Source organism: Paenibacillus sp. FSL H8-0168, assembly GCF_038592955.1.
Classification (GTDB): Bacteria; Bacillota; Bacilli; order Paenibacillales; family Paenibacillaceae; genus Paenibacillus; species Paenibacillus polymyxa_B.
Window position 1 is genome coordinate 3,570,109 of the sequence record NZ_CP151948.1, and the last position, 15,461, is coordinate 3,585,569.

General features: G+C 47.8%; 13 protein-coding genes. All 13 read right to left on the reverse strand.

Going from position 1 to position 15,461, the window contains the following annotated elements:
- Positions 1-8: 8 nt before the first annotated feature.
- The gene (gene pknB, locus MHI21_RS15905) at positions 9-2,288 is read right to left on the reverse strand and encodes a Stk1 family PASTA domain-containing Ser/Thr kinase (RefSeq protein WP_342418497.1); all 2,280 of its coding nucleotides are present in this window, start codon (positions 2,286-2,288) and stop codon (positions 9-11) included.
- The gene (locus tag MHI21_RS15910; protein ID WP_025723490.1) at positions 2,285-3,061 is read right to left on the reverse strand and encodes a Stp1/IreP family PP2C-type Ser/Thr phosphatase; all 777 of its coding nucleotides are present in this window, start codon (positions 3,059-3,061) and stop codon (positions 2,285-2,287) included. The genes pknB and MHI21_RS15910 overlap by 4 nt, the downstream gene beginning before the upstream one ends.
- Positions 3,062-3,067: 6 nt before the next feature.
- Entirely contained in the window at positions 3,068-4,108 is a 1,041-nt protein-coding gene (gene rlmN, locus MHI21_RS15915; protein ID WP_013310887.1) for a 23S rRNA (adenine(2503)-C(2))-methyltransferase RlmN, read from the reverse strand.
- 187 nt (positions 4,109-4,295) lie between these two features.
- Positions 4,296-5,711, reverse strand: a complete 1,416-nt coding sequence (rsmB, locus tag MHI21_RS15920; protein ID WP_342418498.1) for a 16S rRNA (cytosine(967)-C(5))-methyltransferase RsmB — start codon at positions 5,709-5,711, stop codon at positions 4,296-4,298.
- Entirely contained in the window at positions 5,708-6,667 is a 960-nt protein-coding gene (gene fmt, locus MHI21_RS15925; RefSeq protein WP_250239381.1) for a methionyl-tRNA formyltransferase, read from the reverse strand. Before fmt ends, rsmB begins: the two co-directional genes overlap by 4 nt.
- 6 nt (positions 6,668-6,673) lie before the next feature.
- Positions 6,674-7,171, reverse strand: a complete 498-nt coding sequence (gene def / locus MHI21_RS15930) for a peptide deformylase (protein WP_061829023.1) — start codon at positions 7,169-7,171, stop codon at positions 6,674-6,676.
- A gap of 132 nt (positions 7,172-7,303) precedes the next feature.
- Positions 7,304-9,880 carry a primosomal protein N' gene (gene priA, locus MHI21_RS15935; RefSeq protein ID WP_342418499.1) on the reverse strand — a complete coding sequence of 859 codons (2,577 nt, stop codon included), beginning with the start codon at positions 9,878-9,880 and terminating at the stop codon, positions 7,304-7,306.
- Positions 9,880-11,184 (reverse strand): bifunctional phosphopantothenoylcysteine decarboxylase/phosphopantothenate--cysteine ligase CoaBC, encoded by a 1,305-nt coding sequence (coaBC, locus tag MHI21_RS15940; RefSeq protein ID WP_165177371.1) that lies wholly within the window; start codon positions 11,182-11,184, stop codon positions 9,880-9,882. The genes priA and coaBC overlap by 1 nt, the downstream gene beginning before the upstream one ends.
- Positions 11,185-11,274: 90 nt before the next feature.
- Positions 11,275-11,478 carry a DNA-directed RNA polymerase subunit omega gene (gene rpoZ, locus MHI21_RS15945; protein WP_013310893.1) on the reverse strand — a complete coding sequence of 68 codons (204 nt, stop codon included), beginning with the start codon at positions 11,476-11,478 and terminating at the stop codon, positions 11,275-11,277.
- A 122-nt stretch (positions 11,479-11,600) separates the two neighbouring features.
- Positions 11,601-12,173 carry a guanylate kinase gene (gene gmk, locus MHI21_RS15950; protein ID WP_061829021.1) on the reverse strand — a complete coding sequence of 191 codons (573 nt, stop codon included), beginning with the start codon at positions 12,171-12,173 and terminating at the stop codon, positions 11,601-11,603.
- 14 nt (positions 12,174-12,187) lie between these two features.
- The gene (locus MHI21_RS15955) at positions 12,188-12,448 is read right to left on the reverse strand and encodes a DUF370 domain-containing protein (protein WP_005548256.1); all 261 of its coding nucleotides are present in this window, start codon (positions 12,446-12,448) and stop codon (positions 12,188-12,190) included.
- A gap of 56 nt (positions 12,449-12,504) precedes the next feature.
- Complete coding sequence (locus tag MHI21_RS15960) at positions 12,505-13,392, reverse strand: YicC/YloC family endoribonuclease (protein WP_013310895.1); 888 nt, start codon at positions 13,390-13,392, stop codon at positions 12,505-12,507.
- 35 nt (positions 13,393-13,427) lie between these two features.
- The gene (locus MHI21_RS15965; protein ID WP_341163835.1) at positions 13,428-15,314 is read right to left on the reverse strand and encodes a bifunctional homocysteine S-methyltransferase/methylenetetrahydrofolate reductase; all 1,887 of its coding nucleotides are present in this window, start codon (positions 15,312-15,314) and stop codon (positions 13,428-13,430) included.
- Positions 15,315-15,461: the final 147 nt, after the last annotated feature.

Here is a 15,461-nt window from a genome sequence, read left to right on the forward strand (position 1 = left end):
TTGCAAGTTTACTGATGCTGAACAGCCTCAATCACTTTTTCCTTCTTTTTGTGGGAAGCGTGGCCTGGGTTGTTTTTATAACTAACCGCCAACTCACTGCGCGTCTCCCCCGTGGAATTCGTTCCAGGAACAAAGGCGGAAGGGTCACCATTACTTCCCGTGCCCTCCTGGTTGTTCAAGTCTCCTCCACTATTACCACTATCATTAGAAGCTCCCCCGCTATCACCTTCCTCGCCGTTTCCACTTCCATTCTGCGAGGAAGTACCATCAGGTGTATCCGTTGGTGAAGTTCCGGCAGGCGGAGCAATTTGAGGCATTGTCACCGTGCCATTTTTCGCATCAATATATGAGACGGGATACGTATCAATAAAGTCGCCATCTCTAAATACTGAGACAACACTGTCTTTGTTTGGAGCCATTAGCAGGTTAATAGTGAACACCTGTGTCGTATTAATCGTGCGGCTTCCCCATTCCTGATTTTCTCCACGCGCATCCGTATAAGTAATACGAATTTTGCTGTTTTTCCCCTCTTCCTTGGGCGCAACAGGCACATTAAATGGCAGCGTAATCGCTTCTGGCGGGTAACCAGTACTTACATAAATCGTAATTTCCGTATTTGGCGGCAACTCACTGCCTGCCTCTGATGGCCATTGTTTGGTTACTCTTCCTTTTTCCTGCTCATAGCTAAATTCTTCTTTAATAGAGCCAACCTTCAGCCCAGCCTTTTTGACCTCGTTTTCCGCTTGGTTCTGCGTCTTCCCGACCAGGCTTGGCATTTTCACAGTGTCAGCGCCCTTGCTGACTGTGAGCACAACCTGGACTGAATCCTTATCAAATGGCTCATTTGCAGCGGGTGTCTGACTAAGGACGGTCCCTGCGGCCTGATCACTGAACTGCTCATTTTGCTGAATCTGCGTCTCCTTAATTTGCTGGGCGGTCAGCAGCTTAACAGCATTCTCGTAGCTTTGGCCTTTGACATCCGGCATCGGGGTGAGCGGCTTGGCAATCCCGACTTTCAGACTAATCTTGGTTCCTTCCTTGACTAAAGAATCTGCAGGATAGCTTTGATAAAATACAACTCCAGGCGCGATTCCCTCTTTGTATTCATGCTGGATTGGCTCCTCAATGAGTAATCCCGCTTTACTGAGATTAACTTTCGCTTGGTCTTCTGTTTGTGTCAATACACTCGGTACTTTTACCTCAGGCACGACCAGTACACTTTGCACATAGTACACCACTCCGCCCATGCACAGAAGTAACACCAACACTAGTGTTACCCACAAGATCGCTTTTTTTCTATTTTTCTTGGACGATTGCTTGCTCGGAAGCTGTTCAGACTCACGCGATTGAGCAGGTACATCATCCCCGCTAGAAGACATCCCTAATTGTTGAGGCTTAATAGCCGGAATAACCCGTGTTTGATCCTCATCATCCAAATGTGTAAATTCCAGCTTGGATTCATTACGCCGTCCCGGCAGCAAACAGGTTTCCAAATCTTTTAGCATTTCGTCTGCCGATTGATAACGCTCTTCTGGATTTTTGCGCATGGATTTTAGAATGACATTTTCCACACTTTGCGGAATCAACGGATTAATTTTACGCGGTTCCTCAAATTCCTCTTGCAAATGCTTGAGCGCTACACTAATTGGACTTTCTCCCAGGAAAGGGAGCTGCGCCGTCAGCATTTGATATAAGACAATACCTAAAGAATATAAGTCCGATTTTTCGCCGGTGACGACACCCTTTGCATGCTCAGGTGAAAAATAATGAACAGAACCCACAACAGAACCCGTCTGGGTAATGGTCGTTGACGTAACAGCTCTAGCAATCCCAAAATCGGTTACCTTAACCCGTCCATTACGTCCAATTAATATATTATGAGGCTTAATGTCTCGGTGAATGATCTGATTTTGGTGGGCATGCTCCAGCGCATCACAAATCTGGGAAGCAATCCGTACTGCTTCATCCACTTGCAATGGAGCACGTTCTTTAATAATCTCATTCAAATTTTTACCTTCGATGCACTCCATTACAATATAATGGATTTCATCCTCTTGACCGACATCATAAATACTGACCACGTTCGAATGCGAAAGCGAGGCCGCAGACTGCGCCTCACGCCGAAACCGGCGAATAAATTCCTCATCATGAACAAATTGCTGGCGCAACACTTTAACTGCGACATTGCGATTCAGCAAAATGTCTTGAGCCTTATACACCAGCGCCATACCGCCGCCACCGATACGCTCAATAATTTCGTATCTTCCCCCTAGCAGGTGCCCGATCATGCGTCACACCCCTTTTCACTCAATGAAACCGTGTCGTCGGGCAATTCAAACAAAGCCACAGTAATGTTATCGTCTCCTCCCGCAAGCAGCGCCAGATGTAGCAGACGATCCGCGCGCTCCTCCAAAGGATTCTCTGCGGCACCTACTACTTTACTGATTTGTTCTTCCGTTACCAGATTGCTTAATCCGTCGCTACACAGTAACAGTACATCGCCTTTTTCCAGCGCAATGGAGTCAATATCCACTTTCACCTCGGAATCAGTGCCCAGCGCCCGTGTCAGTACATTGCGACGAGGATGGTTCTCCCGTTCTTCCTTACTGATCTGACCGTTTTTGAACAGCTCATTAACCAAAGTATGGTCTTCTGTAAGCTGACGTACCGCTCCTTTGGAAATGACATAGGCACGACTGTCACCGATATGTCCGATAATTCCGGATGCGTCGTTTAATAAAACCGCAACAACTGTCGTTCCCATATTATGATACTTTTCATCGCGTGCAGCCGTCTGGAAGATGACTTCATTGGCATGCAAAATAGCGTCGCTGAGCGCCGCCGTCAAAGAATGTGCGGATAATCCGCTCTCCAGCGTCGCCAAATCAGCGGCAAGTGTCTCTACCGCAAGGCGGCTGGCCGTATCACCGGCCAAATGCCCCCCCATACCATCGGCAACAATCCCAAGAATATAGCCTTGCTCCAAGTGCCTGATCCAGGCAGAATCCTCATTCACCGAACGTACACGTCCGACATGGCTGACATGAACTGTTTTGATCAAATGGTTTCACCCCAACTCCATATGCTTTGCACGCAACTGACCGCAAGCAGCGGCAATATCGTGACCCTGTTCACGCCGGATCGTCACATTGACGCCTTTTTCGGCAAGAATACGTTGGAAATTAAAAATATCGCTGCGTGATGTGCGCACATACTTGCGCTCAGGCACATGATTGACTGGAATCAAATTGACGTGACACAGCATGTCCTTTAACACATCCGCTAGCTCTTCAGCATGTTCTGCCTGATCGTTTACCCCGCCAATCAGGGCATATTCAAACGAAATTCTCCGCCCCGTCTTAGCAAGATAGTAACGTAGAGAATCCATAACATCTTTAAAGGGATAACGCCGATTTACAGGCATCAGCTTCGAACGAAGCGCATCATTAGGCGCATGAATGGATATTGCCAGATTAATCTGGGTATCCTCGTCGGCAAATTTATAAATATTCGGTACAATACCGCTAGTCGACACCGTGATATGACGTTGACCAATGTTCAGACCTTTTTCATGAACCATTGTACGTAAAAACGTCATGGTCGCTTCATAGTTTTCAAAAGGTTCGCCCGAGCCCATAATCACGATGCTGCTCACTCGTTCATTGGTTTTATCCAAAATTTTCTGAGCTTGCACCACCTGTGCAGTAATTTCACCAGCCGTCAGGTTCCGTTTGAGGCCTCCAAGCGTCGAAGCGCAGAAAGTACAACCAATCCGGCAACCCACTTGAGTCGTTACACAAATACTGTTTCCGTAATTGTGTCTCATAATGACCGTTTCAATGGCATGATCATCGTGCAAACCGAACAGGAATTTTACTGTACCGTCCTTTGATTCCAACTTTGTAATTTCACTAAGCGTCACAAAACTAAATTGCTCCTCAAGCTTCTCTCTCAGCGCCTTGGACAAATTCGTCATCTCGCTGAAATCATTGACCCGCTTCACATACAGCCAGTCAAAAATTTGTCCTCCACGAAAAGCAGGCTCACCATTGTTCTTGGCCCAGTCCTGAAGCTCCTCCAGAGTTAAATCATATATAAAAGGTTTCATCAATGTTTGCACCCGTTCCTTCTTCATTAAGTTCTGTTTGATCGCAGATCGTATTTTTCATTCTTCCTATTTTAGCACAAATCCCTAAGGGGGTAAAAATTTTTCGTCTTCATGCAAAAAACCGCCGGAAATGTTCCGGCGGAATGTGGAAACACTGGTGGACAGCTGCCTGGAATTCTCTTCCGCGCTATTTCACCCGACGCAGGCGCGCAATATAAAATCCGTCGCTGTGGAAATGCTGCGGTAACAGCTGTACCGAGCCTCCCTGTATACTATCCTTTTCGTGGCTCACGTCCGGGAAGGAATGCCCCTCTGCCAATTCATACTCTGGATGTTCGCTTAAAAACTGAGTCAATTGTCCTTCATTTTCGTCCGGTTCAATCGTGCATGTGCTGTATACCAGAATCCCACCTGGCTTCAACAATCCCGCCACACTATCCAGCAACTCATGCTGAAGCTGTGTAATGTCGCGAACATCCTGCGCAGTTTTGCTCCAACGCAGGTCCGGTTTACGACGAATTACTCCAAAGCCAGAGCATGGCGCATCCAGCAAAATACGGTCAAAAGAAGCTGGAGCATAGCGTTCTTTCAGTTCTAGCGCATCACCAATGACTGTTTCCACAGCATCCAGGCCAAGTCGATTAGCCTGTTCACGGATTAATTGATGCTTATGGGCATGCAGATCATTCGCAACTATCCGGCCTTGATCCTTCATCAGCTCGGCCATATGAGCTGTTTTTCCACCTGGAGCGGCACAGCAATCCAGTACCAGCATGCCAGGCTCAGGAGCGACTGCTTCGGCAACGAGCATGGAGCTTTCATCCTGTACGGACAGCAAGCCGTCCGTATACCACGAGGTAAGCGCCATATTTCCACCGCTACGAACAACAATCCCATAGGGACTAACTGCGGAAGGAACGGCATCAAGCCCTTTTGAGCGCATCTCGTCCAGCAGCTGATCGCGGCTGGTCATTGTCGTATTCACCCGTACGCTGACCGCAGGGGGCTCATTATTAGCCTGACAGATAGCCTCAGCAGTATCTGCACCGTATTGCTTAATCCAGCGCTTAACCAGCCACTGTGGATGAGAATGTTCTAATGAAATCCGTTCCTCCGGTGACAAATCGTCAGGAATACGCAGCTTGTCCGGCTCACGCAACATGCTGCGGAGGACACCGTTAACCATACCGGAAATCCCCTGATGCCCACGACGCTTGGCAATGGTCACCGCTTCACTAACGACTGCATGATCCGGAACTCGATCCAGATACACCACCTGATACACACTCATCCGCAGCAACGAACGTACCCAAGCCTGAAGCTTGGCCGTTCCTTTTTGAACAAATTTATTCAGGAAATAATCTAGTGTATTTCGGCGTGCGATTGTACCATATACAAGTTCCGTCGCCAAACCAGCGTCACTTGCAGATAAACCTGCCTGCTGAAGCCGACAATTTAGCTCAAGATTGCTATATGCACCCTCTTGCTCCACACCGGTCAACACATCAAGTGCAACTTCCCGCGCCGTCTGATTGCGAGTCTTGCCGGATCTGGCACCCACTGCCTTGCCTTGGCCTCCCTGGCGGGAGTGACTCCCGCTCATCCGAGCACCGTGCCTGGCTTCATCTGTCCGCCGCGTGCAAAGGTTCCGGCATCCATAACCTTTTTGCCAGCCGGTTGAACCTGAGTTAGCCAGAGAGTTCCTTCGCCTGTCTGCACCTCAATGCCACGAGCGGTCAATTGAAGAACCGTTCCGGGTGCTGGAACATTTGAGCCACTCACTTCACTGTTTATGAAAGGCTGCTCAGCAGCCCAAATTTTAAAAACATTTTCCTCCCAAAGCGTAAACGCACCGGAAAAAGGAACCAGGCCGCGAATCCGGTTGTATATCTGCTGAGCATTGTCACTCCACGAAATACGCTCATCCTCGCGGTTCAGGTTCGGGGCATAAGTTGCCTCGTCCTCGTTTTGCGGCGTACGGTCTGATTGGCCTGCCAGCAACTTAGGCAGCTCGTCCTGCAAAAGCTTTGCTCCAGCTACGCTTAGCTTCTCAAAAATCGTACCCGAGGTATCCTCCGGCTCTATAGCAACCTCAACTCGCGATATCATATCGCCAGTGTCCAGTCCTTCCGCCATATACATCAGCGTCACACCCGTCACAGTTTCACCATTAATAATCGCACGCTGGATCGGTGCACCTCCCCGATAACGGGGAAGTAACGAACCATGCACATTCAGACAACCGAACCGAGGCAGGTCTAGTACGGACTTAGGCAAAATTTGCCCATAGGCTGCGGTTACGATCAGATCAGGACGCAGCTCTGCCACCTGAGCCACCGCTTCTGGCTGGCGCAGGCGGGTCGGTTGCAGTACAGGTAATCCGCGTTTTTCTGCCGCTTCCTTGACAGGTGTAGGCGTCAATATTTTTTTTCGTCCCTGTGGCTTATCGGGCTGTGTAATCACACCGACCACGTTATAACCGTTATCCAGTAACATGTTCAGCGATGGCACTGCAAACTCAGGCGTACCCATAAAGATAATACGAATGTCTTGACTCATCGAACCTCACTCTCCTATCTGACGGTTCGGTCCTGGCTGTTCCAGCGCAACCTCATATACTTTTTCTGCAATATCCGTGAACAAAATTCCATTTAAATGGTCAATTTCATGCTGAAAAGCACGAGAAAGCAACCCTGTCGCTGTAACGGTAATGGTTTTACCCTCGCGGTCCAGTCCCTTGACTGTAACCTTCTCGGCACGACGCACATCCCCGTTCAACCCTGGTATACTCAGGCAGCCTTCAGGACCCAATTCCTCCCCTTCTTCGGCCACGATCTCTGGATTAATCATTTTAATCAAACCATGCTCATCTCCAGCATCTACAACGATGAGACGCTTCAAAATACCTACTTGCGGAGCAGCAAGACCTACTCCCTCTGCTTCATACATCGTATCTGCCATATCGTCGAGCAGCTTTTGCACGTTAGGCGTAATTTTAGTGACTTCCTTTGCTACTTTGTGCAATACGTCATCCGGCTCCAACACTATAATTCTAATTGACATGACAACAGAACACCTTCCTCTTTATGCTTCATTTAGGCCTAACTGTATTCATCACAAACGCGACTGCTACATTATCCTATGTACGGACGGATTGTCCGCATTAATTGTGCTAATAACTTTTGTGGCAACACTCTACATAAGCATTTGCGGATCAACATCCAGACTAATCAGCAACTTTTGTGCCTGTGCGGATTCGGCCATTTCATCAGCTACTTGCTGAGCCAAACTAATCGCATCGATATTTCCACGCCATTTTATCATACATTGAAATCGGTATCTATTCTTGATTCTCGAAATGGGTGAAGCTACTGGTCCCAAGATGTCGAGTACATCCGATGTAAGACGATCCATATTCCCGAACCATCCCCGTTGTCTGGCCCGTCCCTGTAGTGTTGCTGAATAATTCTCAGCCAGCCGGACCAGAACCGGGAGTTGTTCATGAGAAAAGGTCACCAAAATAAGACGACAATATGGTGGATAGTGCAAATTTCGGCGGTGTTTCAATTCTTCCCTCACAAAAGAAGCATAATCATGGCGACTTGCGTGAATCACCGAATAATGCTCTGGAGTATAGGATTGTACAAATACTTCCCCTGGCAATTGATGTCTCCCAGCACGTCCAGCTACTTGTGTTAACAGTTGAAAAGTCTTTTCCGCGGCCCGAAAATCCGGTAAATTGAGAGCCGAATCCGCAGTAATGACACCAACCAGTGTCACATCGGGAAAGTCCAGGCCTTTGGCAACCATTTGAGTACCGAGCAGCACGTCCGCTTTTTTATCACGAAATTGCTTGAGGAGCTTTTCGTGGGCATTTTTTTCTGTTGTTGTATCAACATCCATTCGAACAACACGTATACCGGGGAATAGCTTTGCCAGCTCTTCTTCCACTCGCTGGGTACCTGTACCGAAATAGCGAATATGCTCACTACCGCACTCAGGGCAGGTCTGAGGCACGGGCTCGGAATAGCCACAGTAATGGCAACGTAAATTGTTCGACCGCTGATGATACGTAAGCGAAATATCACAATGCGGACAACCCGCGACATAACCACAGCTACGGCACATGACGAACGTGGAGTGCCCACGCCGATTCAACAGTAGTACCGTCTGCTCCTTACGCTCTAACCGCTCTGCAATTCCATTATGCAACGCACGGCTGAACATAGAGCGGTTGCCAGCACGCAGTTCCTCACGCATATCCATGATATGTACTTCGGGTAACGTGTTCCCCAATGCGCGAGTTGGCATTTCAAGCAGCAACGGCGCAAACTCGTCGTTGCTTTGTGAGCGAGCCGCATAATAGCTTTCCAGCGACGGTGTAGCCGAGCCGAGAATAACAACAGCCCCATGCTGATGGGCTCTGCGAATAGCGACATCACGCGCATGATATTTAGGTGTCTCTTCCTGCTTATAGGACGTTTCGTGCTCCTCATCCATAATAATAAGACCTAACTCACGAAAAGGCGCAAATACTGCCGAGCGAGCACCAATCGCCACTTTCACACGGCCTTCGCGTATTTTGCGCCACTCATCGTACCGTTCCCCCCCGGACAACCTACTGTGCATCACTGCTACCTGATCGCCAAACCGGCCTTTAAAACGCTCAACCATTTGTGGGGTTAACGATATTTCAGGTACCAGCACAATGGCCTGCCGTTTCTGCTCGATACAACGCTGAATCGTCTGTAGATAGATTTCCGTCTTACCGCTCCCTGTGACTCCATGCAACAAATAAGCTCCTTGCTCACGCGTGTCCAGCTGGCGAATAATCCGTTCATATACCGACTGCTGCTCTGCTGTGAGAGGGAGTGGCTCTGTAGGCTTGAAGTGTCTGCCCCGGTAGGGGTCGCGGAACACTTCGACATCCTCCAGCAACACATAGCCCTTATCTTCCAACGCCTTAACCGTTGCAGCCGAGACACTCAGTGAGGTCATGACTTCCTTCAGCGACAAAGGCAGAAACTCGCTACGTTCCAGCAAAAAAGCAAGTACCTCCCGCTGACGCTGTGCTTTGGCAGAAAATTGCTCCAGTGCCGTTGATGCCTCATCTATGCCAATAGCCAGATCAACGGATTTCATGGTCTTTTTGCCAAGTTTGTCTTTGATAACTTGACTTTCCTGAAGCACACCCCGGCGTAACAGGGATTTAATAACCTCTGCTTCCTCAGGGAAACGTCGACTGAGTTGCTGCAATGGGACTTGCTCCTTCTCCTGAATGAAGCTAACAATCCGACGCTCCGTCGGATCACTCATACCATCGTCGGTCAGAAGTGCCCATTCGAGTTCATCGCCCTGATTCGGTTGTATAGTACGTTGTGGATGCGTTAACTCATGCTGTTCCGCAATTGAGATATAACGTTCTGCTTTGCCCTTGAGCGCGGTAGGAATCATCACTTGCAGTGCCATAATTTGATTACAAGCATAACGTTCGCTCATCCATTTGCCCAGTTCGACTAGGTCGGCAGATAAGGGTGGTACCAAATCCAGCAGTTCCTGGATCGCTCTCATTCTGTATTTCGGTGGATCATCAGCTGGGACTACCGAGATGACAAAAGCCTGCACCGTCCGTTTGCCAAATGGCACAGCTACCCGACTACCCGGCTCAATCCAAGGTCTCATTGAGTCTGGTATCAGATAATCGAAGGTGCGGTCCGTATCCTTGGCAGGTACATCGACAATGACCTTGGCAACTAAATTGCCCGTCTCCATTAATGCAGCACCCCACCCATGCGTCCCGCGGCTATAGTAAGCAACTTACGCGCAACTTCTTCCTTTGACTGTACAGGAATACGCTCTACGATCCCGCTTCGGTCATAAATTTGAACAGCATTCGTATCGACGCCAAAACCAGCACCATTCACAGTTACATCGTTTGCCGCGATCAAATCACAATTTTTACGTTCTAATTTATCTATCGCATACGTCTCCAAATGTTCGGTTTCAGCTGCAAAGCCAATTAAAAATTGATGTTTCTTACTCCGTCCGAGTGATTCTAGAATATCGACGTTCTTCACTAGCTCTAGCGTAAATACACTATCTTTTTTCTTGATCTTGGTCTGTGCAATCTCACGTGGTCGATAATCTGCAACTGCAGCAGCCATAACGACCATATCGCTCGTTTCCCATTGCTTTAATACAGCGTCGTACATGTCTTCAGCTGACTGGACTCTTTCAAGCATAATACCAGTAGGCGGTTCCGCGCTGGTATTGGCGGCAATCAAGTGCACCTCTGCACCCATCTCCTGAGCCACTTTTGCAATGGCAAAGCCCATTTTGCCAGATGAATCATTTGTGATATAACGTACTGGATCAATTCGCTCGATCGTGCCTCCAGCCGTTACAATGACTTTTTTGCCTGAAAGCACCGATTCATTCTCATTCACAAGTGACTCAGGCATTTGAGCCTCCATAGATTCGTCACCAAACCATCGTGGTTCAGACTTGATGGTGGTTTTTTGTTCCTGAGCTTGCTGATCAAAAAAGCGTTCTATGGTTTGCACAATTGTGTCCGGCTCTTCCAAACGTCCTTTGCCAACGTAACCGCAAGCCAGTAATCCTTCACCAGGCTCAATCATCTTCACGCCACGTGATACAAGCGTCTCCATATTTTGCATGACTGCGGGATGAGTGTACATATGTACATTCATCGCAGGTGCCACCATAATAGGCGCTGTTGTAGCCAACAACGTTGTAGACAGCATATCATCAGCAAGACCATGCGCCATTTTCCCGATAATATTCGCAGTTGCAGGAGCAACAAGAACCAAATCAGCCGCATCCGCCAGATGAATATGGGATACGACTGATGGCTCTCTTTCATCAAATGTGTCACTGTACACCGGATTACGAGAGAGCGACTGCAGCGTAAGTTCGGTAATAAACTCCTTGGCAGAGGCCGTCATAATCACATGAACATCGGCGCCCTTTTGCGTCAACCTACTACACAGCGCTGCCCCTTTGTAAGCAGCAATTCCGCCAGTTATACCAAGAATAATAACTTTTCCCTTCAACATCGTTAACTCCCCCTGACCTAAAAAAATAACAACCTTGCGGTTGTCAAAGGAATTGGCATTGCGCCCGGTTATAATAGTTGTGTATAATTCTTACTCGTCTTCGCCGCTTTCAAGACGCAGATGATCCGCGTAAATCTCTTCCAACGCCACTCCAACCTGTTTGTGGGATTTAGGATTCTTGAGAGTCGTCTTTTCACCCTCGCGCAACTGTCTGGCACGACGTGAAGCCGCTACAACCAACGAATACTTACTATCTGCCTTTTTCATCATTTCATCAATGGAAGGATACAGCACGAATAGACACCTCTTCATGTAGTTTTGGGACTGTATAAGCTGAACTCCAGTGTACACCTTCAAGCTCAGCTTATACAGTATTATTTCTCTTTAAGTACGCTTGGCATATGTAAAGCCCTCGTTTAAGGATGAACCTTACAATGTTCGGCGATAATAATGGATTCTATTCGTTTACAAGCGAAATCAATCTCATCATTGACGACCGCATAATCATAGTGACGCAACAAATTCATTTCATCCACAGCTACCGACATACGGTGGTCTATGGTCGCTTGAGTTTCTGTGCCCCGTCCCCGGATTCTATCCTTTAATTCGTCTAGCGAAGGCGGAAGCAGAAAAATGAATATGCCTTCTGGAAATTTTTCTTTAACCTTTAGCGCTCCCTGAACTTCAATCTCCAGAAAAATATCTTTTCCCTGCGCAAGGGTCTGATCTACAAAATCACGTGGAGTACCATAATAGTTCCCTACATACTCAGCATACTCCAGCATTTCATCTCGTTCAATCATACCCAAAAATTCTTCACGCGTTTTAAAAAAATAGGTCACTCCATCCTGTTCGCCTGAACGAGGTGTTCGAGTTGTAGCAGAAACGGAGTATGTTATCTCTGGTAGCTTCTCACGCAATGCGTTGCCTACCGTCCCTTTACCGACACCCGAAGGTCCGGATATTACAAATAATAATCCCTTAGCCATAGTACACTCCATTTTTATTCGTCATTGTCATCATCTTTAGTGGATAGGCGATGAGCGACCGTCTCCGGCTGCACCGCAGACAGGATTACATGATCACTGTCTGTAATAATAACAGCCCGCGTCCGGCGGCCATAGGTAGCATCAATTAGCATATGACGGTCCCTGGCTTCCTGTATAATCCGCTTGATCGGAGCAGACTCCGGACTGACGATGGAGATAATTCGGTTGGCCGACACGATATTGCCGAAACCAATATTGATCAATTTGATTGCCATATTCAGGTCTTTCCCCCTATACATGTGACTCTTGCAGCCGTGCCGCTACCAGGTAGCTACTCAATATTTGCAGCCTGCTCACGAATTTTCTCGAGCTCTGCTTTCATCTCAACGACCAAATTAACCAATGTGAGATGATTGGCCTTGGAGCCGATCGTGTTGACTTCCCTGTTCATTTCCTGGATTAAGAAATCTAATTTGCGACCGGCCGGCTCGTCTGACAGCAGCAATCCCTTGCACTGTCCAAAGTGACTTTGAAGCCGGGTAAGTTCCTCGTCAATATTGCTGCGATCCGCGAATAACGCAATCTCCATTCCGAACTTATGTTCATCAAGCGTAAATGAACCGTCCTGAAGCTCTTTAAGCCTGTGTTTCAGCCTGTTACGGTAGTCGCTCACAACATGAGGAGCCAGCACCGTCATTTCATGATGCAGAGATTCCAGACGTAAAATACGGGATTCCACATCTTGCGCCAAATGCCCGCCTTCTCGCCTTCTCATCTCCAGTAAACCTTGCAAAGCTTCATTCAAAGCCCGCTGTAGTTGCTCTTCCCAGTCCTCTTCATCTCCATGGCAAGCCTCTCCAGGCTCACCCAGAACGTCAGGCAAAGCAAGAATATCGCTTATCCCTAACGTTCCTTTCACTCCATAACGATCCGCCAGCTGCTCCGCTGCATGCAGGTAAGCCTGCACCACAGTGTCATTCAACCGCGCGGCGGGCATCTGTTCTTCATCACGTTCCCTGTGGATGAAGACATCGATACGACCGCGTTTAATCTGCTGTTGAACCGTTCTTCTCAAGCCATCTTCGTATCGAGTCCATTCGCGCGGAATTCTCATCATCACTTCGCAATAGCGGTGATTCACCGATTTCAATTCCAAGCGTACTTTATAGCCCTCATAATGAAGGATGGCTTGACCGTATCCGGTCATACTCAATGACATCGGCATCACATCCATTATACTATTGTAATTGATTATTATAGTCGAAACAAGGGGGCCTGTATGCGGCCTGATTTTTGCCATACGTAAGAAGTCAATTCAGCTGTCATTTCATAGAACATAAATGGAGTCATAAAATAGATACCATTAAAATGTTCCATTGCCGTATCAAGTAACTCCTTGGCAATAGACACGCCCATTGCTCGTCCTTCCGGACCCTCAAGACCAGACATACGTGCACGTACCTCATCGGATAACTGAATCCCCGGTACTTCATTGTGCAAGTATTCTGCATTGCGCCCACTAGCCAGCGGCATAATACCGATAAAAATCGGTACTTCCAAATGTCGTGTCGCTTCCGCGATGGCTGCAATCAACTCGTGGTCGTATACGGGCTGAGTCATAACATAATCGGCTCCGGAGGCAATCTTCTTCTCCAACCGCTGTACGGCTTTACCCAAATGCTTGACATTAGGATTAAATGCGGCACCTACCACAAAATTAGCTTTCTGCTTCAGTGGCTTACCGGAAAATGCGACACCATCATTTAATTGCTTGATCATGCGTATGATTTCAAAAGAGGTCATATCATACACCGAACTGGCGCCTGGCAAATCACCGAACCGCGCCGGATCTCCAGTAACCGCCAGTACATGGTCAATACCGAGCGCGTCAAAACCCATCATGTGGGATTGAGTACCAATCAGATTGCGATCACGACATGCTATATGAATTAATGGGCGCAAGCCTGTTTCAATACTGACCAAATGTCCAAGCGCCATGTTGCTCATGCGAGTGACTGCAAGCGAATTGTCAGCTAGTGTAAGCGCGTCGGCCCCTGCTTTCTTCAATGCATGAGCACCTTGCATAAACCTTGTAATGTCCAGATCGCGCGGAGGATCCAGTTCTACAATGACCGTATGTCGTTCCTTAACCAGATCCACAATATTGGGCTCGCTGGTATGTCTGCCATTTCCTCGTTCCTCTTCATCTGCAATCTGCTCTACCACTTGAAAGGACTCTTTCGACAAAGCTTCTTTTGAAGCCAGCGGAGGCGGTTGCAAACGGTTCAAGGCTTTGGAGATAGCTGCAATATGGTCCGGTGTAGTTCCGCAGCAACCACCGAGCAGCCTCGTCCCCAGGTCTACAAAGGATTTGGCACATTCTCCAAAATATTCAGGTGATGCACCGTATACATAGTGACCGTCCACATAATCTGCTAGTCCTGCATTCGGATATACGGACAGCGGTACAGACAAAGGGCCGTCCAGCTGCTCCATTACACTCATAATTCCCTGCGGACCCGAGTGACAGTTAAATCCAAGGATGTCTGCCCCCTCATTACGCAGCACCGAAAAAGCTTCCGCCACCAAAAAACCATCCTGGGTACGACCAACCTGATCAACTGCAAACTGACAAATTATCGGAATGTCACTGTATTTACGTACACTGTGAAGCGCAATGCGTATTTCATCCAGTGAATAAAACGTTTCGCACAAAATGCCGTCGACTCCTTCGGAGAGAAGGGCATCAATTTGCTGCTCATAGTTTCTTGCCAGCTCCAGCTTTGATATGTTAAGCCGTTTGCCCCCACATATGGAACCCACCGCACCTACCACATAATGTTCAGGTCCGGCCGCAGCTCTGGCAATTCTCACACCGGCACGATTGATCTCTTCTACCTTAGATTCCAATCCAAACCGGGCTAACTTATAATCATTTGCAGAAAATGTATTAGTCTCCAGCAATCGAGCTCCTGCACTTAAATATTGACCATGCACGTCTGATATAACGTCAGGCGAAGTGATGTTCAGTTCTTCAAAAGACGTATTTACTGGAAATCCTAGCTGGTATAAAAAAGTCCCCATTGCGCCGTCTCCGACAATAATTTCACGATTCAGCACAGTACGCAAATCCGGTTTCATGTCCTCTGCTCCACCCCGCTCTTTATTTTCATACTAATGTAACATAAAGAGACTACAAACATAAGCCAAAAACAAAAAAAGCCGCCCCACTCCCCGACAATATGATATCAGGAGTGAAGCGGCTTAATTTATCTTTTCTATTTCCTA